The organism is Streptomyces coeruleoprunus (assembly GCF_039542925.1).
GTDB lineage: Bacteria > Actinomycetota > Actinomycetes > Streptomycetales > Streptomycetaceae > Streptomyces > Streptomyces coeruleoprunus.
Genome location: NZ_BAABIT010000001.1, coordinates 4906191 through 4929080, shown reverse-complemented (window position 1 = coordinate 4929080; position 22890 = coordinate 4906191). Strand labels below are relative to the sequence as shown.

Genomic DNA, 22890 nt, shown 5'->3' with positions numbered 1-22890 from the left:
TCCGAACCGGACATATCGGATTCCCAGACCTTACGAAACGCGGACGGCGGGCGCCGTGTCCCCCGTGTGGGGCGACGGTGCGGCGACGTGGTGCGAGGCTGGCGGCATGCGGAACGGGCAGAACGGAAACCGGCACGTCCTGGTCGTGGACGACGACCCGACGGTGTCCGAGGTGGTCGGCGGCTATCTGGAGCGGGCGGGGTTCGGGGTGGTCCGGGCCGAGGACGGGCCGGCGGCGCTGGCGGCGGCGGACGGGCGGTGGCCGGACCTCGTGGTGCTCGATCTGATGCTGCCGGGCATGGACGGGCTGACGGTCTGCCGGGAGCTGCGGGCACGCGGGCCGGTCCCGGTGATCATGCTGACGGCGCGCAGCGACGAGGAGGACCGGATCCTCGGCCTGGAGATCGGCGCGGACGACTACGTGACGAAGCCGTTCAGCCCGCGCGAGCTGGTGCTGCGGGTGGAGTCGGTGCTGCGGCGCGGCGCGGCCGCGGCGGCTCCGCGCGAGCCGGTGGCGCCGCTGCGGGCGGCGGGCCTGGAGGTGGACGTCGCGGCGCGGCGGGCCACGAAGGGGGGCCGGGAGCTGGCGCTGACGCTGCGCGAGTTCGACCTGCTGGGCTACTTCCTGAGGCATCCGGGAGAGGTGTGCGGGAGGGAGCGGCTGATGCGCGAGGTGTGGGGCTGGGACTTCGGCGATCTGTCGACGGTGACGGTCCACGTACGGCGGCTGCGGGGCAAGATCGAGGACGATCCGGCCAGGCCGCGGCTGATCCAGACGGTGTGGGGCGCCGGTTACCGCTTCGATCCGGAGCCGGGCGCGGAGAATCCGGCTCCGGAGGGACCGGGCACGGAGGGGCGGGCCGGACATGGGTGACTTCCTGCTGATCGCGCTGTACGCGTTCCTGGGCGCGGCGGCCGCGGGACTGCTGGGCTGGCCGGTGCTGCGGCTGGCGCGGAGCCGTTCGGTGGCGGCGTCGCTGACGGTGGTGGCGGCGGTGGCGGTGACGGCGATGCTCGCCGGGACGCTGGCCGTGGCGCAGGCGATGTTCCTGTCGTCGCACGACCTGAGCGTGGTGACCACGGTGGTGGCGATGGCGGCCGTCGTCTCGCTGGTGACGGCGGTGCTGCTGGGCCGTCAGGTGGTGGTGCGCTGCCGCGAACTGGCGGCGGCGGCGCGGGACTTCGGGGACGGCGGTACGTTCACGGCGCCCGCGGGCCCGGCCCCGGCGGAGCTCGCGCTGCTGAGCCGTGAGCTGGCGGCGACCAGCGAGCGGCTGGCCGCGTCCCGGGAGCGGGAGCGGGCGCTGGAGGCGTCGCGGCGGGAGCTGGTCGCCTGGATCTCGCACGACCTGCGGACGCCGTTGGCCGGGCTGCGGGCCATGTCGGAGGCGCTGGAGGACGGGGTGGTGAAGGATCCGGCGCGCTACCACCGGCTGATCCGTACGGAGGTGGACCGGCTCAACGGCATGGTGGGCGATCTGTTCGAGCTGTCCCGCATCCACGCGGGCGCGCTGGCGCTGAGCCCGGCGCGGGTGTCGGTGTACGACCTGGTGGGCGACGCGCTGGCGGGCGCGGATCCGCTGGCGCGGGAGCACGGGGTGCGGCTGGTGGGCGACCGGGTGGACGCCGTCCCGGTGGAGGTGGACGGCAGGGAGATGACCCGGGTGCTGGCGAACCTGCTGGTGAACGCGATCCGGCACACCCCGGCGGACGGCACCGTCGCGGTGGCCGCCGAGCGGCGGGACGGCATGGTGGTGCTGTCGGTGACGGACGGCTGCGGGGGCATCCCGGAGGGGGATCTGCCCCGGGTGTTCGACACGGGCTGGCGCGGCAGCGAGGCCCGTACCCCTCCGGCGGGGGCGGGCCTGGGCCTGGCCATCGTGCGCGGCATCGTGGAGGCCCACGCGGGCCGGGCGAAGGTACGGAACGTGGAGGGCGGCTGCCGCTTCGAGGTCACCCTGCCGACGGCGGCGGAACCGGCGGGCGCGTAAGGGAGAACCTCCTGGAAAGGGCCCGCGCCCCTCACGGCAAGGGCGTACGACGGTCGCACACCCCTCACAGGAATTTACCGCTTCTTTACCCCCGGGGAGAAGCGCAAAAGGGCGAACCACGCTCGTCACCACGGCACTTCGGCACCGGACGACCCGAATGCGGCCCCTGAACGCGGGCCGCACCCCAGGGGCGAGAATCAGCCAAACAGCCACAGAACGACAGACCCGCACAGCCGCCCGAACAGCCCGGCACCTGGGCGAACTCTTGTGCGCGCTGTTCGAGGTGATAACAATGATCGCGCCGAACCGAACCACAGGATCCGGTTAAGTGGCGTCGCGGCGGGGGGAGTTGACGCAGCATCTCTGGAAGATCCGGAGTGTCCCTTTTCACGACCTTCGCCGAACCGATCCTGAACGGACGGAATTTCACGGCGCCTTCACACGCATGGGAGCTGGCCTCTGCATGCGTCTTTGTCATCTCACGAAGAACACGAAACGAGATCCCTATGAGGTTGATTTCTCGTCTGCTGGTCGCGGGAGCGGTCGCCGGTGCCGCCGTGCTGGCCCTGACGACCGGCGGAGCCGGTGCGTCGCCGGACGCGCCGGCGATCGGCTCGGTCGCCGACGCGGCGCCCGGCTACGCGGTGGAGGACTTCAACTACCCGCAGGCCGACAAGATCCTCGCCGAGAAGGGCTTCCTCCTCAAGCGCGGCGACGGCCACATCGTGCTCACCGACTGCGGCCCGGCCGGCCTGCTGGAGGTGTGGGCGCGCAGCAAGGAGAAGATCTGCTTCCGGTTCACCGGGAACAAGGGCTACCTCAGCCTGGAGCTGCCGTCCGTCTACGGCATCAAGGGCAACGACTACACCACCTCGGTCACCATGACGGTGAACACCGAGGAGAAGAAGTTCAACGTCGACAAGAACTCCTGGACGCCGGTCGGCGAGAGCGCCGATCCGGACGGGCGCGAGCACATGCTCGTCGAGATCATCGCCTCCAAGTAGCGCCTCTCCCGCCCCTCACGGGACCCGGTGCGCCCTGCCCGGCCACCCGATCCCGCCCCGTTTCAAGGAATTGGTCATGCATCGTCCACACCACGCCCGCAACGCCGGGCTGGCCGCGCTGACCGCGGCCCTCATCGCGGCGCCCCTGGCCCTGACCGCCACGCCCGCCGCCGCCGTCACCGGCATCCCCGAGGCCGAGGGCTCGCTCGCGTTCACCGCGGTCCTGAACATCGGCAACGGCCAGCGCGGCTGCTCCGCCGCCCTCGTCGACCGCGAGTGGCTGCTCACCGCCGCCAGCTGCTTCGCCGACGACCCGGCCGTGAGCCTCGCCGTGCCCGCCGGCGCGCCGAAGCTGAAGACCACCGCCATCATCGGCCGCACCGACCTCGCCACGACGACCGGTGAGGTCCGCAACGTCGTCGAGCTGGTCGCGCACCCCTCCCGCGACATCGTCCTGGCCCGGCTCAGCCGGCCCGTCACCAGCGTCGCGCCCGTCGCCGTCAGCGCCACCGCGGCCGCGGCCGGCGAGTCGCTGAAGGTCGCCGGCTACGGCCGTACGAAGGACGAGTGGGCGCCCATCAAGCTGCACAGCGGCACGTTCACCGTCGACTCGGTGACCGACAACGACGTCGCCGTGACCGGCCAGAACGGTGCCTCGGTCTGCATGGGCGACACCGGTGGCCCGGCCCTGCGCTTCGTCAACGGCGTGCCCCAGGTGGTCGCCGTCAACAGCCGCTCCTACCAGGGCGGCTGCTACGGCATCGACGCGGCCGAGACCCGTACGGGCGCCGTCGAGGCCCGCGCCGACGGCCTGGCGTCCTGGGTGACGTCGAAGGTCAACGCCCCGCGCTTCACCGACTTCAACGGCGACGGCGCCGAGGACATCGCGGTCGGCGACCCGAAGGCCACCGTCGGCACGGACACGAACGCCGGTGTCATCCGCCTCGTCTACGGCGGCGGCAAGGGCACCGCCGAGCTGAACCAGGACCAGGCCTACATCCCCGGCGGCGCCGAGGCCAGCGACTGGTACGGCGAGACCCTGGACACCGTCGACTGGAACGAGGACGGCTACACCGACCTCGTCGTCGGCGTCCCGGCCGAGGACATCGCCGTGGACAGCGCCAACAAGACCGACGCCGGCGCGGTCCACATCCTCTTCGGCGCCGCCGGCGGCATCGGCACGGGCCAGGCGGCCCTCGACCTGGTCCAGGGCAAGGGCGCGGGCGCGCTGCTCGCCTCGGCCCCCGAGAGCGGTGACCGCCTCGGCCACGCCGTCGCGGCCGGCCACACGGCGGCCGGGGAGCCCTACCTGGTGATCGGCGTGCCCGGCGAGGACCTGGGCACCGTCACCGACGCGGGCAGCACGCACTACCTGCGCGGCTCCCACAACATCGCGATCCACCAGGACAAGCCCGGCATCGCGGGTACGGCCGAGGCGGCCGACAAGTTCGGCTCCGCCGTCGCGGCCTCCGCGAACCACGTCGTGATCGGCTCCCCCGGTGAATACATCGGCACCGAGGCCAACGCCGGTGGCGTGCAGGTGCTCAAGCACGACCTGAACACCGACAACATCCCGACGCCGGTCATGGGCTTCAACCAGGACGAGACGTTCATCAGCGGCGGCGCCGAGCCCGGCGACCAGTTCGGCGCCTCGCTCGCCGCCGTCGAGTACCGCCCGTCCGGCGCGGCCACCGCGACGGACACGGTCATCGCCATCGGCTCGCCCGGTGAGGACCTCGTGGTGAACACGGCCACCAAGACCGACGCGGGCTCCGTCCACACCGTCCGCGTCGCCGCCTCCGGCACGATCACCCAGGCGTCGGTCATCCAGGCCGAGGTCACCGACGTGGCGGGCGCCGCGGAGTCCGGCGACAAGTTCGGCGCCGAGGTCGTCCTTGCCAACCTGGCACCGCGTTCGGTCGGCTCGGCCACGACCCTCGTGCTCGCCGTCGGCATCCCGGGCGAGGCCGTCGGCACCGTCGCGGGCGCCGGTGCGGTGCAGACCTTCTACCCGTTCGGCGCCGCGGGCGCCAACGACTACTGGATCGAGCAGGGCAACGCCTCCGGCCTGCCCGGCACGCCCACCGCGGGCCACGCGGTCGGCTCCTACCTGGCCGCCACCTCGACCCGCCTGTACGTCGGCGTGCCCAACACCGCCTCGTACGGTGCCGCGTACGCCCTGCCGTGGGGCAACGCGACCGGTGCCCGCACCGGTGCGGCCGGCACGGTGACCACGTACAAGCCCGGCACCGGCGGTCTGCCGGCGGCGGGCGGTGCGTTCGGCCGCGCCTTCGGCTGACCGGACCCCGTACACACGGGCGAGCCCCGGGAGGAACGTTCCTCCCGGGGCTCGCCCCCTTTCCGCCGCTCGCTCGTTCAGTCCCGCAGGCCGCTCGCCGCGAACTCCGCCATCCCCTCGGCGAACCCGACCTCGGGCTTCCACCCCAGCTCGGCCCGCAGCCGCGCCGAGTCCGCGGTGATGTGCCGCACGTCGCCGAGCCGGAACTCGCCCGTCACCACGGGCCGCGGCCCACCGTGCGCGGCGGCCAGCGCCTCCGCCATCTCCCCCACGGTGTGCGGCTCTCCGCTGCCCGTGTTGTACGCGGTGAACGTACCCGCCGGCCGCTCGCCGATCGCCTCCAGCGCCGTCGCGCCGGCCGCGGCCACGTCCCGTACGTGCACGAAGTCCCGCCGCTGGCCGCCGTCCTCGAACACCCGGGGCGCCTCGCCCCGCGCCAGCGCCGACCGGAACAGCGACGCCACGCCCGCGTACGGGGTGTCGCGCGGCATCCGCGGCCCGTACACGTTGTGGTAGCGCAGCGACACGGCCCGGCCCCCGGTCGCCCGCGCCCACGCGGCGGCCAGGTGCTCCTGCGCCAGTTTCGTCGTCGCGTACACGTTGCGCGGGTCCACGGGGGCGTCCTCACCGACGAGTCCGGGCGCCAGGGCGGCCCCGCACGTCGGGCACCGCGGCTCGAACAGCCCGGCCAGCAGGTCGCGTTCGGCGCGCGGCCCGGGCCGGACCGTACCGTGCGCCGGACAGTCGTAGCGCCCCTCCCCGTAGACCACCATCGACCCGGCCAGCACCAGCCGCCCCACCCCGGCCTCCGCCATCGCGGCGAGCAGCACCGCCGTCCCGAGGTCGTTGCAGGAGACGTACGCGGGCGCGTCGGCGAAGTCCTTGCCGAGCCCCACCATGGCTGCCTGGTGGCACACCGCGTCCACACCGCGCAGCGCGACGCGCACGGCGCCGGCGTCGCGGACGTCCAGGTGCAGCAGCCCGGCGGCGGCTGGGCGGCGTCGCCGTGGGCGGTGGGCAGCAGGGCGTCCAGGACGACGGGCTCGTGGCCCCGGGCGGTCAGGGCGTCGACGATGTGCGAGCCGATGAACCCGGCTCCTCCGGTGACGAGTACGCGCATACGGCGACGCTAGGCCGCCGCGGCGGCCCCGGCACGGGGGCGCGCCCCGGCGTCATGGAGCCGTAAGGAGTCGGCGCTCAGGCCGGCACCCCGTACAGGATCAGGTTCTCGGCGTATACGCGGGTGTCGGGGTCGAAGTCGCCGGCGCAGGTGACGAGGACGAGCCGGGGCGTGCCCCGCGCCGTGAACAGGTCCTTGGGCAGGGCGTCCTTGCGGTACGTGCGGCGCGCGACGATGCGGTACGTGTGGCGGGTGCCGTCGGCGGCGGAGACCTGCGCCCGGGCGCCGAGGGGCACGGCGTGCAGCGCCTCGAAGGGGCCGGCGCCCTCCTCGGCCGAGTCGATGTGGCCGGCCAGCAGGACGGTGCCGTGCGGGGCGCCGGGGTGTGCGCCGAGCGCCCACCAGCCCAGGCGGGACGGCGAGGGCGGCACGGCGAGGGAGCCGTCGCGGGCGGCGGCGACCGGGTCGATGGGCAGCGCGGCGACGTGGCCCGGCACGGTGAGCGTCACCGGCGGCGAGTGGGCGCCCGCCGCGCGGCCGGGGGCGGCGGTGCCGTGGGGCACGGCTCCCGCGTCGGCGGGGTGCGGCGGTGCCGCCGGGAGCAGCAGGGCGAGGACCCCTGATGCGGTCGCCGCGAGCCCGGCCCAGACGAGGAGCTTGCCCGGGCCGGGGTCGGTCTGCGTCCAGCCGCCCATGGGTCAGCGGGGGTCGTTCCGGCGGATGCGCCCGGCGGCCCAGAAGGCGCCGGCGGCGACCAGGACGCCGCCCAGGGCGACGGCGGGCACCGTGACGAAGACGGGCACGTCGGCCGCCAGCTCGGCCTGGCCGCCGTTCCCGGTGTGGATCCGCTTCGGCGTGGTGCCGGTGGTGCCGGTGCCTATGCCGGTGGAACCGGCGTGGCAGGTGCCGCCGCGGACCATCTCCAGGTGGCCGGCCACCACGGGGCGGGCCGCCTTGGCCGCCGCGGTGATCTCGGCGTTCCTTCCCTCGGCGATCTGGCCGTCGATGCGCGCGAGGCTCTTCTCGTGCGCGGCTTCCTGCGTCTTCAGCCACGCGGCGTCGTACGCGGGGGTCTTGGCCTTGGCCATGACGTCGGCGAGCGTCTGCTGCTGCTCGGCGGTGGGGGCGACGGGCAGGTCCACGCCGAGCTTGTCGGAGAGGGCCTTGGTGTCGGCGTCGAGCTTCCTGTGGTCGGCTTCCAGCTTGGCGGCCACCTCCTTCACGCACGAGGTGGTGGCGTTCTTCTTGGCGTCCTGCGAGAGGGCGATCTCCGCCAGGTTGCTCTGGTGGCTCGCGCGCAGGAACGCGTTGTCCACGTGGTCGACGGCGACAGCGGGTCCGGCGGGTATGCCGGTGAGGGCGAAACAGGTGAGGGCCGTACCGGCCCAGCGGTGCATGCGCATCAGAGTCGTCATCCATGTCCGATGGAGGGGGGATCCCGGGGCGGGATCCGTGGCCCGTCATCGGCGAGGGGCCACAGCACCATCGGGGCACGCCCTACGGGGGGCCGCCATTCGCAGTAGTGCAAACCGGTTGCGGGCTCACCCCGATGGCGGTCGGCGCGGGCCGAATCGGTCAGAGTGTCGCGTCCTCGGGCCCATGCGAAGGGCTTGGCTTGGACTCGCCATCGACCCCAGGGGCTCTTGTCACCGTGTGAAGTCACGTGAGTACATGGAGTGGCGTAGTTCCCAGGGGATGGCGGGGGTGGTCAGCCGTGGCGAACGTCCCGGGCTCCGTGCTGGGCCGGGCGGCCTCACGAGAGGCGGCGGCGCGGGCTGCCCCGCCGCAGGCGCCGCGGCCCGCCGGCCAGTGCGTGCGGGGCACGCGGCACATCTGCGCGGCGCTCGCCGCGCTCACCGAGTCGGCCCGCCGCGAGGTGCTGACGTTCGACGACCCCTCGGCGAGCCTGGGGCAGCCGGTCCCGGAGCCGTTCATCGAATTGGCGGGCAGCTGCGTACGGGCGGCGGCGGAGCGGGTCCGTACGGTACGGCAGGTGGTGCCGCGGCACGCGCTGGCCCGGGTGACGGCCGCCGACGTGGCGACGGCGGCGCGGCTGCCGGGGAGGGCGCGGCTGACGGAGACGATCCCGTTCAAGATGATCGTCGTGGACCGGACGGTCGCGGCCGTGCCGCTGGACCTGGAGCTGCTGTACAACGGGCTGCTGCTGATCCGTGACCCGGTCGTCGTGCAGGCCCTGGTGCGGGCCCACCACGCATGGTGGGAGGCCGGGCAGGACCTGGGCGACGTGGCGTCCCCGCAGGCCGCGCTGCCACCGCGGCTGCGGCCGGTGCTGGACGCGATGCTGGCCGGGCTGACGGACGAGACGGCCGCCGCCCGGCTCGGCATATCGGGGCGCACGTACAGCCGCCGGGTGGGCGAGCTGCTGGCCGCGCTGGGCACGACGAGCCGCTTCCGCGCCGGAGCGGAGGCGGCCCGCCGCGGCTGGCTCTGACCGGCCGCGTGGCCCGGGTGCGCGCTACGACACGATGTCCTTGCGCGCGAAGCCGCGGAACGCCAGGGCGAACAGGACGAGCGCGTACGCGACCGACACGGCCGCCCCCTTCACCATGCCGCCCCACTCCAGCTGGGGCTGGAGCGCGTCGATCCAGGCGAACTGCCAGTGCGCGGGCAGGTAGTCGCGCCAGTCGCCGAGCGCGGTGACCGCGTCCAGGACGTTGCCGACGATGGTCAGGCCGACCGCGCCGCCGACCGCGCCGAGCGGTGCGTCGGTCCTGGTGGACAGCCAGAACGCGAGCCCGGCCGTGACCAGTTGGGAGACCAGCACGAACGCGACCGCGATCCCGAGCCGCCCCACGCTGTCGCCCGCCGCCAGCGCGCCGCCCGTGGGCAGCCGCAGCGGCCCCCACCCGTAGGCGACGGTGCCCGCGGCGAGCGCCACCAGCGGCAGCAGCACCATCGCCGCGGCGCTGAAGCCGAGCGCCACGGCCAGCTTCGACCACAGCAGCCGGGCGCGCGGCACGGGCGCGGCGAGCAGATAGCGCAGCGACGACCAGCCGGCCTCGGAGGCCACGGTGTCGCCGAAGAACAGGGCCACCGGGATCACCAGCAGGAACCCGGCCGAGACGAACAGGCAGGTCGCGGCGAAGTTCGCGGCGGACGCGGTGGCCGTGTCCATGAGCGTGATCCGCTCGTTGCCGCGCCCGTCGGGGCCGCCGCCGATCGCGAACGCGGCGATCAGCACGAACGGCAGGGCGGCGAGGACCGCGCCCATCACGTACGTACGGCGCCGCTTGAGCTGCCGTACGGCCTCGACGCGCAGAGGCAGGGTGAGCCCGGCCCGGTAGCCGGGCGCCGAGTCGAGCAGCGCGGTCATGCGGAGCCTCCTCCGATCAGGGTGAGGAACGCGTCCTCCAGGCGGCGGTGCGGCCCCACGCCCGTCACCGGCACGTCGAGCCGGACGAGTTCGGCGATGAGGGCGGTGGCGGACGCGCCGTCGAGGCGGACCAGCAGCCCGCCGTCCGTGCGGGCCGCCGTGCCGATGCCGGGCAGCGCGCCGATCTTGTCGACCAGCGGGTCCGGCACCTCGCCGGCGGTGGTCACGAGCAGCGTGTCGCCGCCACCGGTGATCTCCGCGACCGGGCCCGCCTGGACGAGCCGGCCGCGGTCCATCACCACCAGGTGGGTGCAGGACTGCTCGACCTCCGCGAGGAGGTGGCTGGAGACGATGACGGTCCGGCCACCGGCCGCGTACCGGATCATCACGTCCCGCATCTCGCGGATCTGCGGCGGGTCGAGCCCGTTGGTCGGTTCGTCGAGGATCAGCAGGTCCGGCAGGCCCAGCATGGCCTGGGCGATGGCGAGCCGCTGGCGCATGCCCTGCGAGTAGGTGCGTACGGCGCGGGCGAGCGCGTCGCCGAGCCCGGCGATCTCCAGCGCCTCGTCGATGTGGGCGTCCCCGGCGGGGCGGCCGGTGGCCCGCCAGTACAGCTCCAGGTTCTCCCGGCCCGACAGGTGCGGCAGGAAGCCCGCGCCCTCGACGAAGGCGCCGACGCGGGACAGGACGGGGGCGCCGGGCCGGATCGCGTGGCCGAAGACCCGGATCTCGCCCTCGTCGGGGGTGATCAGGCCCATCAGCATGCGCAGGGTGGTGGTCTTTCCGGCGCCGTTGGGGCCGAGGAGTCCGAGGACCTGGCCCTTTTCGACGCGGAAGGACAGGTCGCGTACCGCGTACCGGTCGGCGGACCCGGCGTAACGCTTCGTCAGTCCGCTGATGGTGAGCGGGACGCCGGCGAGCTCCGGGTCGGGCGCGGGTGCGGTGGTACGGCGGCGGGCGGTGAGCAGCAGCGCCGCGGCGACGACCGCGCCGGCGGCCGGCAGGCCCCACACCCACCAGGGCAGTCCGGCGGCCTGGGTGGTCACGGCGGGCGCGGTCGGTACGGAGAGCCCGTCGCCGGCCAGGGCCACGGTGTACGCGGCGGGGGCGGCCGGGGAGGCGTAGCCGAGGTCGGTGGCGGCGAGGACCAGCCGCAGCCGGTGCCCGGCCTCGACCTCGTGGTCGATCGCGGGCAGGGTCAGCGCGACGTCCTTGCCGCCGCGTGCGCCGTCGACGCGGACGGGTGCCACGAGCTGGGCGGGCAGGACCTGTTGGCGCCCGTCGGGCCCCACGTCGTACACCTTGCCGAACAGCACGGCCGTGCCGCTGTCGGAGGTGACCTTCACGCGGACGGTGGGCGAGCCGGTGACGCGCAGCGGCTCGGTGAGCGGCGCGGAGTCGAACCGGGCGTACTGGCCGGGGAAGTCGAGGGACACGCCGAGGCCGAGGGAGGACAGCTGGGACAGTCCGCCGCCGACCCCGGGCACGGCGGACACGCCGGGCGGTGCTGCCCCGGCGGGGTTGCGGAAGGTCTGCGGCGGGCCGCTGAGCGGGACGGTGCGGGCGCCGGCCCGCAGGCCCGGGTAGCGCTCGGCGGACGCGCCCCGCAGCCGGGCCTGGCCGTCGGTGGAGTCGACGCCGCCGGTGCGGCTGACGCGGAACGCGGGGCCGGTGGCGGCGCCGGTGTCGTCCTTCAGGTACCGGTCGAACCAGTCGGTGACCCGGCCCTCGACGCGGGCGGTCTCGCGGTCGCCGCCGTCGTGGCCGCCCGCGATCCAGTCGACGGCCACGGGCGCGCCGTTGGCGGCGACGGCCCTGGCCATGGCGTCGGCGTGACCCAGCGGGAAGAGCGAGTCGGACTGGCCCTGCACGATCAGCGTGGGCACCTTGATGCGGTGGCCGACGGCGGACGGGCTGCGCGCCTCCAGCAGGGAGCGGGCGGCGGCGTCGGGGGTGCCGGACACGGCGACCCGCTCGTACATGGCGCACAGCTCGGGCTGGAACCGCCCACAGGCATCGGCCTCGGGGCCGCCGGTTCGGGAGCGGCCGGTGCCCGGACCGGAGGCGGCCGTTCCAGGACGGTCGGCTCCGGAGCCGTCCGGGCCGGGGCCGTCCGGGGCGGGGCCGTCCGGGCCGGGGCCGGTCGTCCCCGAACCGGTCGTGAAGAAGATCCCCGCCCACAGCTTCTTGAAGACGCCGTCGGGGAACAGGGCGTCGGCCAGGTTCCAGTACGTGATCTGCGGCGCGATCGCGTCTACGCGGCTGTCGTACCCGGCGGCGAGCAGCGAGATCGCCCCGCCGTACGAGACGCCGGAGACGCCCACGCGCGGGTCGCCGGCCTTGTCGAGCCGCACCTCGGGGCGGCGGGCGAGCCAGTCGACGAGCCGCTGGACGTCCTTGACCTCGTGGGCGGGGTCGTTGAGCCCGATGCGGCCGGTGGACCGGCCGAAGCCACGGGCGGTCCAGGTGAGCACGGCGTAGCCGTCCCGCGCGAGTCGCTCGGCCTGGGCACGGACGTCGTCCTTGCTTCCGCCGAAGCCATGGCCGAGGAGGACGGCGGGCCGCCGCCCCTCGCCCGTGGTGAAGAACGAGGTGTCGATCCTGGCGCCCGGCATCTCCATGACCGTGTCCTCGCGGTGCACGGCGGGTTCGCCGTCGGAGGCGACGGCGGTCCAGGTCCCGGCACCGGCGAGCAGCGCGACGGCTGCGGCGAGCGCCGGCCAGCGCCGGGCCGCCCGGGGAAGTCGGATCTGCATGTCCCGACCCTAAGCGGAAAGCGGCTCCGGCTCGGCTGCCGCCGGTCGGAAGTCGTTCGCCTCCTTGAGGAGTACGCCGTAGCGTCGGCGTACACCGAACGCGGTACGAGGAGGCCTCCCGTGGAGATCCGCCGGGCGACGACGGTCGCCGAGCTGACCGCCGCCGAGCACCTGTACGACGGCCCGGCGCGCCCCGAGTGGTGCGAGCGTTTTCTGGCGGCGCCGGGGCACCTCATGCTCCTCGCCTACGAGGACGGGGTGCCGGTCGGGATGGTGTCGGGCATCGAGATGCTCCACCCCGACAAGGGCGGCGAGATGTGCCTGTACGAGCTGGCCGTGGACGAACCGTACCGCCGGCGGGGCATCGGCCGCGCCCTGACGGAGGCGCTGGCCGCGGTCGCCCGCGAGCGCGGCTGCTACGGCCTGTGGGTGGGGGTGGACACGGACAACGACGCGGCACTGGCCACGTACCGGTCGGCGGGGGCCCGCGACGAGGGCCGGTTCGCGATGCTCGGCTGGGAGTTCTGAACCGGCCGCCGGAGCGGGCCCCGTACGCCGGGGCGTCAGTGGTTGCGGGGGAAGCCCAGGTCGATGCCGGCCGGGGCCTCGGAGGGGTCGGGCCAGCGCGTGGTGACGACCTTGCCGCGCGTGTAGAAGTGCACGCCGTCGTTGCCGTAGATGTGGTGGTCGCCGAAGAGGGAGTCCTTCCAGCCGCCGAAGGAGTGGTAGCCGACGGGCACCGGGATGGGGACGTTGACGCCGACCATGCCGGCCTGGACCTCCAGCTGGAAGCGGCGGGCCGCGCCGCCGTCGCGGGTGAAGATCGCGGTGCCGTTGCCGAACGGCGAGGCGTTGATGAGCGCGACGCCCTCCTCGTACGTCTCGGCACGCAGGACGCACAGGACCGGGCCGAAGATCTCGTCCTGGTAGGCCTTGGCGGTGGTCGGCACCCTGTCGAGGAGGGACAGGCCGATCCAGTGGCCGTTCTCGTGGCCGTCGACGGTGTACCCGGTGCCGTCGAGGACGACCTCGCAGCCCTCGTCCGCCGCGCCCGTGACGTACGAGGCGACCTTGTCGCGGTGGGCCGCGGTGATCAGCGGGCCCATCTCGGACTCCGGGTCCGTACCGGGGCCGATCTTGATCTTCTCGGCGCGCTCGCGGATCTTCTCGACGAGGGCGTCGCCGACGGAGCCCACGGCGACGACGGCCGAGATCGCCATGCAGCGCTCGCCCGCGGAACCGTACGCGGCGGAGACCGCGGCGTCGGCGGCCGCGTCGAGGTCGGCGTCGGGCAGGACCAGCATGTGGTTCTTCGCCCCGCCGAGCGCCTGGACGCGCTTGCCGTGCTCGGTGGCCTTCCGGTGGATGTACCGGGCGATGGGCGTGGAGCCCACGAAGGACACGGCGGCCACGTCGGGGTGCTCCAGCAGCGCGTCGACGGCGGTCTTGTCGCCGTGGACGACGTTGAGGACGCCGTCGGGCAGCCCGGCCTCGGCGGCCAGCTCGGCGAGCCGGTTGGCGGCCGACGGGTCCTTCTCGCTGGGCTTGAGGACGAAGGTGTTGCCGCAGGCGACGGCCAGCGGGAACATCCACATCGGCACCATCGCCGGGAAGTTGAACGGGGTGATGCCGGCCACCACGCCGAGCGGCTGGCGGATCGCGGCGACGTCGACCCGCTGGGACACCTGCGTGGACAGCTCGCCCTTGAGCTGGGTGGTGATCCCGCAGGCCAGCTCGACGATCTCCAGGCCGCGGGCGACCTCGCCGAGCGCGTCGGAGTGGACCTTGCCGTGCTCGGCGGTGATGAGCGCGGCCAGCTCGTCGCGGTGGGCGTCGAGCAGGGCGCGGTAGCGGAACAGGACCGCGGTGCGCTGGGCCAGCGACGACGTGCCCCAGGTGGCGAAGGCGGCCTTGGCCGCGGCGACGGCCGTGCCGACCTCGGCGGCGGAGGCGAGGGCCACGCGGGTGGTGATCTCACCGGTCGCCGGGTCGGTGACGGGGCCCCACTGGCCCGAGGTGCCCTCGACGGTCTTGCCACCGATCCAGTGGTGGACGTTCTTCGTCATGACGTGCGTACTCCTTCGGGGCGGGTCGCGGTGTCGGCCACGGGCACATCCCACCACGCGGTGGCGGAGGGCGCGCCGGACACTGTGTCTGCCCTTCCCCGCCCCGCGTAGACACATGTGGGCGCCACGCGTGCGGGGCCCGGCGGGACCTCCGGCGCGGGGCCGTGGCGGGCGGGGAGTCGTCGCTCGCGCTTCGCTCCTGCCAGGGCGAAGGGCCTGCGCGCCGGAGGCGATCCGGGGGCGGAGGCACCGGCCGCCGAACAGGCTTTCCCTGCCGTGCAGTTCGCTACGTCCCCCGTCCCCTGCACCGTACCGCCGCCGGGGGGTGCCCGTGGCCCGGTCTCCGGCATCCGGTGCACAGAGCTTCTCCTGCATCACACACGTAACACATGTCCGGGTTACGCGGGTTTTCCGTCACAGGCGTTCAACAGCCTGACACCGAGCGCTCACTCTGTGTCGCGGGGCGGGCACAGGGCTGGTGATCGCCAGTTCGCGCCACGGCTCCCCCGACGACCCTCCCGGGTCGCGCCGCGGCGCGCGCAGGGAGGTGCCACCGATGGCTGACAGAAGGCTCTGGTCCTACAAGGAGATCGCCGCACACATCCGGGTCCAGCCGGACACCGTCCGCTCGTACCGCAAGCACGGGCTGCTCCCGCAGCCGGACCATGTCGAGGGCGGCAAGCCCTACTGGTACGCGGACACGATCCGGATCTGGGTCGCCAACCGGCCCGGCAACCGCGGCCGCAGGGACTGACGGAAGCCCTCCCCCGCCCCGTACCGACGCGGTACGGGGCTTTAATGCGTTGCGGCGGGACGAGGCGGCGCCGAACGATCACCCCATGACCGACATCCACGACGACCCGCGCACCGACGGCGGGCGGGTCACCTTCGCCCACAAGCCGATACTCACCGGCGACAAGGTGCTCCTGCGGCCCTTCACCGAGGCCGACACCACCACCATGGCGGCCATCCTCGACGACCCCGAGGTCGTACGGCTCACCGGCAGCGGCGAGCGCAGCTTCTCGTACGAGCAGCTGCGCTCCTGGTACGACTCCCGCAGCGAGCAGGCGGACCGCCTGGACCTGGGCCTGGTGGACCGGGCGTCCGGGAGGCTCGTCGGCGAGCTGGTGCTCTACGAATGGGACGAGCTCAACAGGAGCTGTGTCTTCCGGGTGCTGATCGGCCCCGGGGGGCGGGACCGCGGGCTGGGCACCGAGGCGATCCGGCTGCTCCTCGCGTACGCCTTCGAACGGCTCGGCCTGCACCGCGTCTCGCTCGGCGTGCTGGCGTTCAACCCGCGCGCCCAGCGGGTGTACGAGCGGGTCGGCTTCGTCCGCGAGGGCGTGGAGCGCGAGGCGGTGCTGCACGAGGGCGAGTGGATCGACTCCGTGTCCATGGCGGTGCTCGCCCGCGAGTGGGCGGAGCACCGCGGGTACCCGGACGCCGCATCGGCGGGGCGGAGCGGCAACGCTGGCGTTCATACCCCCTAGGGGTATAGAGTGAAGGTGTCAGGGAGCACGGCAGTGCCCGTGCGCCTCGGACGCACCAGGCATTTCGTACGCTCGATATGCCCCCACCCTGCAACGTCAGTACCGCGTCAGCCGAGAAATCAGCCGCGCGACCAGCCGCGAAAGAGGAGAACGCCATGACCGCCGAGACGAAGACCGAGCTTCCCCAGGCCACCGGCTCCTGCTGCTCGCCCACCGGCTCCTGCCACGACGGCACCGCCGGCGTCCCGGCCGACGGCGTCACCACCGTCTACCAGGTCACCGGAATGACCTGCGGACACTGCGAGGGCGCCGTGAGCGAGGAGATCTCGGCGATCCCCGGCGTCACCTCCGTGAAGGCCGTGGCCTCCACCGGCCAGGTCACCGTCGTCTCGGCGGCCCCGCTGGACGACGAGGCCGTACGGGCCGCCGTCGACGAGGCCGGGTACGAGCTGGCCGGCCGGGCCTGAACGCCTCGGGCGGGCCGTACCGGCCGACGGCACGGCCCGCCCACCCCGCACCCCCCTGGAACACCCCATGGCAGCACCCAGGACCACCGAGCTGACCATCGGCGGCATGACCTGCGCCTCCTGCGCGGCCCGCGTCGAGAAGAAGCTCAACCGCATGGACGGCGTCACCGCGAGCGTCAACTACGCCACCGAGAAGGCGCGGGTCTCCCACGCCCCGGGCGTGGAGGTCGCCGACCTGATCGCGACGGTCGTCCGGACCGGCTACACCGCGGAGCGGATCAGGCCGCCCGAGGAACTGACCGGACTGCGCCGCAGGCTGGTCGTCTCCGCCGTGCTGGCGGTGCCCGTCGTGCTGCTGGCCATGGTGCCGGCCCTCCAGTTCACCGGGTGGCAGTGGCTGTCGCTCGCCCTCGCCACACCCGTCGTCCTGTGGGGCGGGCTGCCGTTCCACCGTGCCACGTGGGCGAACCTCCGCCACGGGGCCGCGACCATGGACACGCTGATCTCCCTGGGGACGCTGGCCGCGTTCGGCTGGTCCCTGTGGGCGCTTCTCCTCGGCGCGGCCGGAACGACCGGGATGCGCCACGGTTTCGCCTGGACGGCCGACCGGGCGGACGGCTCGTCCGCGATCTACCTGGAGGTGGCCGCGGGCGTCGTCACCTTCCTGCTCCTCGGCCGCTACCTGGAGGCGCGCGCCAAGCGGAAGGCGGGCGCGGCGCTGCGGGCGCTGATGGAGCTGGGCGCCAAGGAGGTCACCGTCCTGAGGGGCGGCCGCGAGGTGCGCGTGCCCACCGCGGAACTGCGCGTGGGCGACCGGTTCCTGGTCCGGCCCGGGGAGAAGATCGCCACCGACGGCACGGTCGTCGAGGGCACGTCCGCCGTCGACGCCTCCATGCTCACCGGCGAGTCCGTGCCCGTGGACGTCTCCGCGGGCGACCCCGTCACGGGCGCCACGCTCAACTCCTCCGGCCGCCTGGTCGTGGAGGCGGTCCGGGTCGGCGCCGACACGCAGCTCGCCCGGATGGCACGGCTCGTCGAGGAGGCGCAGAGCGGCAAGGCGGCGGTGCAGCGGCTCGCCGACCGGATCTCCGCCGTGTTCGTCCCGGTCGTGCTGCTGATCGCCCTGGGCACCCTGCTCGCCTGGCTGGCGCTGACCGGTGACGCGACCGCCGCGTTCACGGCCGCCGTGGCCGTGCTGATCATCGCCTGCCCCTGCGCCCTCGGCCTGGCCACACCCACGGCGCTGATGGTCGGCACCGGACGCGGCGCCCAGCTCGGCATCCTCATCAAGGGCCCCGAGGTCCTGGAGACCACCCGCCGCGTCGACACCATCGTCCTCGACAAGACCGGCACGGTCACCGAGGGCCGGATGACCCTCCAGGGTGTGCACCCGGCGAACGGCACGGACCCGCACGAGCTGCTGCGGCTGGCGGGCGCCCTGGAGCACGCCTCCGAGCACCCGGTGGCCCGCGCCGTCGCGGCGGGCGCCGCCGAACGCGTGGGAGCCCTGCCGGTACCGGACGCCTTCGCGAACGTGCCGGGGCTCGGGGTGCGGGGAGTGGTCGACGGGCACGAGGTGCTGGCCGGGCGGGCCCGGCTGCTGGAGGAGGCCGGTGTCGCCGTACCGGCGGAGCGGACCGGCGTCACGACGGTACTGGTGGCGTGGGACGGGCGGCTGCGGGGTGCCCTGACCGTCGCCGACGCGGTGAAGGACGGCAGCGCGCAGGCCATCCGCCGGCTGCAGGGACTCGGCCTCACGCCGATGCTGCTCACCGGGGACAACCGCGCCGTCGCCGAGGCCGTCGCCGCCGAGGTCGGCATCGACCCGGAACACGTCATCGCCGAGGTCATGCCCGAGGACAAGGTCGACGTCGTCAAGCGCCTCCAGACCGAAGGGCGGTCCGTCGCCATGGTCGGCGACGGCGTCAACGACGCGGCGGCACTCGCACAGGCCGACCTCGGCCTCGCCATGGGCACCGGCACCGACGCCGCCATCGAGGCCGGCGACCTCACCCTCGTACGGGGCGACCTGCGCGTCGCCGCCGACGCCATCCGCCTCGCCCGCCGCACCCTCGGCACCATCAAGGGCAACCTCTTCTGGGCCTTCGGCTACAACGTGGCGGCGCTGCCGCTGGCCGCGGCGGGGCTGCTGAACCCCATGATCGCGGGCGCGGCCATGGCCTTCTCGTCCGTTTTCGTCGTCACCAACAGCCTGCGCCTGCGATCGTTCTCGTGAATTCACCTTCACGTGACACACGAGACCTTCACAAAGAGATCTAGATCACAGATATTTGGGGGTAACCATTTGGACGGCTCGCGAGTCTAAATGGGCGATGCCACGAACGTCTTGGGGGACGTTCATGGGATGTCTTGGGGGACGTCCCAGGCAAGCGTAGGCCGGGGCACGTGCACCGGGGAGCTTTGAGCGGCCCTCCCGAACGTACGTACCCCGGCAGATCGCGCGCGAGACGCCCGGCCCGGATCCCGTGGGGGGAATCCGTCCGGGGTATGGGAAGCGCCCCGCTCGCCGACCCGTGGGGGGATCGGCCGGCGGGGCGCTTCTCGCTGTCCGGAGCAGGTCAGCGGGGTGCGAGCCTCAGCGGCCCGGGAGCCGGGGCGGCTCCACGGCTCAGCGGGCTCGGGAGCCTCAGCGGGCCTCGACCGGGACGAAGTCGCGCAGGACCTCGCCGGTGTAGATCTGGCGCGGGCGGCCGATGCGGGAGCCCGGCTCCTTGATCATCTCGTGCCACTGGGCGATCCAGCCCGGCAGGCGGCCCAGGGCGAAGAGGACCGTGAACATCTCGGTCGGGAAGCCCATGGCCCGGTAGATCAGGCCCGTGTAGAAGTCCACGTTCGGGTAGAGGTTGCGCGAGACGAAGTACTCGTCGGCGAGCGCGTGCTCCTCCAGCTTCAGCGCGATGTCCAGCAGCTCGTCGGACTTGCCGAGTGCCGAGAGGACATCGTGCGCCGCCGCCTTGATGATCTTGGCGCGGGGGTCGAAGGACTTGTAGACCCGGTGGCCGAAGCCCATCAGGCGAACGCCGTCCTCCTTGTTCTTCACCTTGCGGATGAAGGAGTCGACGTCGCCGCCGTTGGCCTGGATGCCCTGCAGCATCTCCAGCACGGACTGGTTGGCGCCACCGTGCAGGGGGCCCCACAGGGCGGAGATGCCGGCGGAGATCGAGGCGAACATGTTCGCCTGCGAGGAGCCGACCAGGCGCACGGTGGACGTCGAGCAGTTCTGCTCGTGGTCCGCGTGCAGGATCAGCAGCTTGTCCAGCGCGGACACGACGACCGGGTCCAGCTCGTACTCCTGCGCCGGCACGGAGAACGTCATGCGCAGGAAGTTCTCGACGTACGACAGGTCGTTGCGCGGGTAGACGAACGGGTGGCCGATCGACTTCTTGTAGGCGTAGGCCGCGATCGTGGGCAGCTTCGCGAGCAGCCGGATCGTCGACAGGTGGCGCTGCTTCTCGTCGAACGGGTTGTGGCTGTCCTGGTAGAACGTGGACAGCGCGCTGACCACGGAGGACAGCATGGCCATGGGGTGGGCGTCGCGCGGGAAGCCGTCGAAGAACCGCTTGACGTCCTCGTGCAGCAGCGTGTGCTGGGTGATCTCGTTGGTGAAGGCCGCCAGCTCGTCGACCTTCGGGAGCTCGCCGTTGATCAGCAGATACGCCACCTCGAGGAAGGTGGAGCGCTCCGCCAGCTGCTCGATGGGGTAACCGCGGTAGCGCAGGATGCCCTGCTCGCCGTCCAGATAGGTGATCGCCGATTTGTACGCGGCCGTGTTGCCGTAGCCGCTGTCCAGCGTCACCAGGCCCGTCTGGGCGCGAAGCTTCCCAATGTCGAAGCCCTTGTCGCCCACGGTGCTCTCGACCACCGGGTAGGTGTACTCACCGTCCGCGTACCGCAGTACTACAGAGTTGTCGCTCACGTCATCCCTCACCGACGTTGTGCCTCTTCTTCGAGGTGCCCTGACTGTCTCTACCATCCCCCACTTGGCTCAGCAGAGTGCACTCGGGGTCGACCATTGGGCCAATTGGCGGCACTCAGTGCCGTCAACCTGCTCATCCTGCCCCCTTCGCCCCGGTTCCGAAAGTCCTAGGTGATGTTTCCCACGGAGCGGGCTCCTGTCAGCCGGTGGTCCAGTGCGGTAAAGCGCCAGCCGGCGGAGACGGTCCGGACGGCCTGCCCGATCGCCTTGCGCGACCCGACGAGGACGACGAGCTTCCGCGCCCGCGTGACCGCCGTGTACAGCAGGTTCCGCTGGAGCATCATCCACGCCCCGGTCGTCACCGGGATCACGACCGCCGGGTACTCGCTGCCCTGGGAGCGGTGGATCGTCACGGCGTACGCGTGGACCAGCTCGTCCAGCTCGTCGAAGTCGTACGGCACCTCCTCGTCCTCGTCCGTCAGCACCGTCAGCCGCTGATCGTCCAGGTTGAGCGAGGTGACCACACCGACGGTGCCGTTGAAGACGCCGTTCTTCCCTTTCTCGTAATTGTTGCGAATCTGCGTGACCTTGTCGCCGACGCGGAAGACCCGGCCGCCGAACCTCTTCTCCGGCAGGTCCGGTCCAGCAGGGGTGACAGCCTGCTGGAGGAGCCCGTTGAGCGTGCCCGCACCGGCCGGGCCGCGGTGCATCGGGGCGAGGACCTGGACGTCCCGGCGCGGGTCGAGGCCGAATTTCGCCGGCACGCGGCGGGCCGCGACGTCCACGGTGAGCCGCCCGGCCTCCTCGGTGTCCTCGGTGGCGAACAGGAAGAAGTCCGGCAGGCCCGAGGTCAGCGGGTACTCGCCGGCGTTGATCCGGTGCGCGTTGGTGACGACGCCCGACTTCTGGGCCTGACGGAAGATCCGGGTCAGCCGCACGGACGGGACGGGGCTGTCCGGGGCCAGCAGATCGCTCAGCACCTCCCCCGCGCCCACGCTCGGCAGCTGGTCCACGTCCCCCACCAGCAGCAGGTGCGCACCCGGCGCGACGGCCTTGACCAGCTTGTTCGCCAGGAGCAGGTCCAGCATGGACGCCTCGTCCACGACGACGAGGTCCGCGTCCAGAGGCCGGTCCCGGTCGTACGCCGCGTCCCCGCCCGGCTTCAGCTCCAGCAGCCGGTGCACCGTCGACGCCTCGGCCCCGGTCAGCTCCGCCAGCCGCTTCGCGGCCCGCCCCGTGGGAGCGGCCAGCAGCACCTTGGCCCGCTTCGCGCGGGCCAGCTCCACGATCGACCGGACCGTGAAGGACTTGCCGCAGCCCGGCCCGCCCGTCAGCACGGCGACCTTCCGGGTCAGGGCGAGCCGCACCGCCTCCTCCTGCTCGGGCGCCAGCTCCGCCCCCGTACGGTCCGCGAGCCACGCCAGCGCCTTGTCCCAGGCCACGTCCCGGAAGGCCGGCATCCGGTCGTCCTCGGTCCGCATCAGCCGCAGCAGCTGCGCCGCCAGCGAGAGCTCCGCCCGGTGGAACGGCAGCAGGTACACGGCGGTGACCGGCTCGCCCTCCGGGCCGGGCACCCGCTCCCGGACGACGCCGCCCTCCTCCTCGTCACCGGCCAGCTCGGCGAGGCAGTCGATGACGAGCCCGGTGTCGACCTGGAGCAGCTTCACCGCGTCGGCGATCAGCCGCTCCTCCGGCAGATAGCAGTGCCCCTGGTCCGTGGACTGCGACAGGGCGTACCGCAGGCCCGCCTTGACGCGCTCCGGGCTGTCGTGCGGGATGCCGACGGCCTGCGCGATGCGGTCGGCGGTGAGGAAGCCGATGCCCCACACGTCGGCGGCGAGCCGGTAGGGCTGGTTCCGCACGACGGAGATCGAGGCGTCGCCATACTTCTTGTAGATCCGGACCGCGATGGACGTGGAGACGCCGACGCCCTGGAGGAAGACCATGACCTCCTTGATCGCCTTCTGCTCCTCCCAGGCGGCGCCGATCATCCTCGTCCGCTTCGGGCCCAGGCCCGGCACCTCCACGAGCCGCTGCGGCTCCTGCTCGATGACGTCCAGCGTGTCCGTGCCGAAGTGCTCCACGATCCGGTCCGCGATCCGCGGCCCGATGCCCTTGATCAGGCCGGAGCCGAGGTAGCGCCGGATGCCCTGGACGGTCGCGGGCAGCACGGTCGTGTAGTTCTCCACCGTGAACTGCTTGCCGTACTGCGGGTGCGAGCCCCAGCGGCCCTCCATCCGCAGGGACTCCCCCGGCTGCGCGCCGAGCAGCGAGCCGACCACCGTGAGGAGGTCACCGCCCCCACGGCCCGTGTCGACCCGGGCGACCGTGTACCCGTTCTCCTCGTTGCAGTACGTGATCCGCTCGAGGACGCCTTCGACCACCGACAGATTGGACATGCCCCGACGCTACCGGCCGGGTCCGAC

17 protein-coding genes and 1 pseudogene are annotated in these 22890 nt (G+C 73.1%); 10 read left to right on the top strand and 8 right to left on the bottom strand.

The window, feature by feature from the left end:
• Positions 1 to 106 precede the first annotated feature (106 nt).
• From ABEB09_RS22070 to ABEB09_RS22055, 4 genes are all read left to right on the top strand, one after another.
• The gene (locus ABEB09_RS22070; protein WP_345691644.1) at positions 107 to 874 is read left to right on the top strand and encodes a response regulator transcription factor; all 768 of its coding nucleotides are present in this window, start codon (positions 107 to 109) and stop codon (positions 872 to 874) included.
• Entirely contained in the window at positions 867 to 1991 is a 1125-nt protein-coding gene (locus ABEB09_RS22065; RefSeq protein ID WP_345691643.1) for a sensor histidine kinase, read from the top strand. Before ABEB09_RS22070 ends, ABEB09_RS22065 begins: the two co-directional genes overlap by 8 nt.
• Before the next feature lie 506 nt (positions 1992 to 2497).
• On the top strand, positions 2498 to 2995 hold the full coding sequence (locus ABEB09_RS22060; RefSeq protein WP_345691642.1) for a hypothetical protein: 498 nt from the start codon (positions 2498 to 2500) through the stop codon (positions 2993 to 2995).
• A gap of 76 nt (positions 2996 to 3071) precedes the next feature.
• Complete coding sequence (locus ABEB09_RS22055) at positions 3072 to 5294, top strand: trypsin-like serine protease (RefSeq protein WP_345691641.1); 2223 nt, start codon at positions 3072 to 3074, stop codon at positions 5292 to 5294.
• 77 nt (positions 5295 to 5371) lie between these two features.
• On the opposite strand, the pseudogene ABEB09_RS22050 reads toward ABEB09_RS22055, so the two are convergent.
• The 3 genes and pseudogenes from ABEB09_RS22050 to ABEB09_RS22040 all read right to left on the bottom strand — a co-directional run bounded on the left by ABEB09_RS22050 (position 5372) and on the right by ABEB09_RS22040 (position 7829).
• Positions 5372 to 6414 (bottom strand): annotated as a pseudogene (locus ABEB09_RS22050) (NAD-dependent epimerase/dehydratase family protein).
• A gap of 77 nt (positions 6415 to 6491) precedes the next feature.
• A complete protein-coding gene (locus ABEB09_RS22045) occupies positions 6492 to 7109 on the bottom strand; it encodes a class F sortase (RefSeq protein WP_345691640.1) in 618 nt (205 codons plus the stop codon).
• 3 nt (positions 7110 to 7112) lie between these two features.
• On the bottom strand, positions 7113 to 7829 hold the full coding sequence (locus tag ABEB09_RS22040; RefSeq protein WP_345691639.1) for a DUF4142 domain-containing protein: 717 nt from the start codon (positions 7827 to 7829) through the stop codon (positions 7113 to 7115).
• Positions 7830 to 8128: 299 nt separating this feature from the next.
• Between ABEB09_RS22040 and ABEB09_RS22035 the strand changes: the two genes are divergently transcribed.
• On the top strand, positions 8129 to 8866 hold the full coding sequence (locus ABEB09_RS22035; protein ID WP_345691638.1) for a helix-turn-helix transcriptional regulator: 738 nt from the start codon (positions 8129 to 8131) through the stop codon (positions 8864 to 8866).
• A 24-nt stretch (positions 8867 to 8890) separates the two neighbouring features.
• Here ABEB09_RS22035 and ABEB09_RS22030 read toward each other — a convergent pair whose 3' ends face one another.
• Positions 8891 to 9748 (bottom strand): ABC transporter permease, encoded by an 858-nt coding sequence (locus tag ABEB09_RS22030; protein ID WP_345691637.1) that lies wholly within the window; start codon positions 9746 to 9748, stop codon positions 8891 to 8893.
• Entirely contained in the window at positions 9745 to 12504 is a 2760-nt protein-coding gene (locus ABEB09_RS22025) for an alpha/beta fold hydrolase (protein ID WP_345691636.1), read from the bottom strand. Before ABEB09_RS22025 ends, ABEB09_RS22030 begins: the two co-directional genes overlap by 4 nt.
• 120 nt (positions 12505 to 12624) lie before the next feature.
• Between ABEB09_RS22025 and ABEB09_RS22020 the strand changes: the two genes are divergently transcribed.
• The gene (locus ABEB09_RS22020) at positions 12625 to 13032 is read left to right on the top strand and encodes a GNAT family N-acetyltransferase (protein WP_345691635.1); all 408 of its coding nucleotides are present in this window, start codon (positions 12625 to 12627) and stop codon (positions 13030 to 13032) included.
• Positions 13033 to 13067: 35 nt separating this feature from the next.
• On the opposite strand, the gene ABEB09_RS22015 is transcribed toward ABEB09_RS22020, so the two are convergent.
• Positions 13068 to 14570, bottom strand: a complete 1503-nt coding sequence (locus ABEB09_RS22015; protein ID WP_345691634.1) for a CoA-acylating methylmalonate-semialdehyde dehydrogenase — start codon at positions 14568 to 14570, stop codon at positions 13068 to 13070.
• A 556-nt stretch (positions 14571 to 15126) separates the two neighbouring features.
• Here ABEB09_RS22015 and ABEB09_RS22010 point away from each other — a divergent pair.
• From ABEB09_RS22010 to ABEB09_RS21995, 4 genes are all read left to right on the top strand, one after another.
• A complete protein-coding gene (locus ABEB09_RS22010; RefSeq protein WP_345691633.1) occupies positions 15127 to 15324 on the top strand; it encodes a helix-turn-helix transcriptional regulator in 198 nt (65 codons plus the stop codon).
• Positions 15325 to 15409: 85 nt separating this feature from the next.
• Positions 15410 to 16060, top strand: a complete 651-nt coding sequence (locus ABEB09_RS22005) for a GNAT family N-acetyltransferase (protein ID WP_345691632.1) — start codon at positions 15410 to 15412, stop codon at positions 16058 to 16060.
• A 155-nt stretch (positions 16061 to 16215) separates the two neighbouring features.
• Positions 16216 to 16527 carry a heavy-metal-associated domain-containing protein gene (locus ABEB09_RS22000; protein ID WP_345691631.1) on the top strand — a complete coding sequence of 104 codons (312 nt, stop codon included), beginning with the start codon at positions 16216 to 16218 and terminating at the stop codon, positions 16525 to 16527.
• Positions 16528 to 16594: 67 nt separating this feature from the next.
• Complete coding sequence (locus tag ABEB09_RS21995; RefSeq protein WP_345691630.1) at positions 16595 to 18763, top strand: heavy metal translocating P-type ATPase; 2169 nt, start codon at positions 16595 to 16597, stop codon at positions 18761 to 18763.
• A gap of 411 nt (positions 18764 to 19174) precedes the next feature.
• On the opposite strand, the gene ABEB09_RS21990 is transcribed toward ABEB09_RS21995, so the two are convergent.
• Together ABEB09_RS21990 and recD2 are read right to left on the bottom strand one after the other, a co-directional pair.
• The gene (locus ABEB09_RS21990; RefSeq protein ID WP_345691629.1) at positions 19175 to 20464 is read right to left on the bottom strand and encodes a citrate synthase; all 1290 of its coding nucleotides are present in this window, start codon (positions 20462 to 20464) and stop codon (positions 19175 to 19177) included.
• A 167-nt stretch (positions 20465 to 20631) separates the two neighbouring features.
• Positions 20632 to 22863, bottom strand: coding sequence for an SF1B family DNA helicase RecD2 (gene recD2, locus ABEB09_RS21985; protein ID WP_345691628.1), 2232 nt, complete (start codon positions 22861 to 22863; stop codon positions 20632 to 20634).
• Positions 22864 to 22890 lie beyond the last annotated feature (27 nt).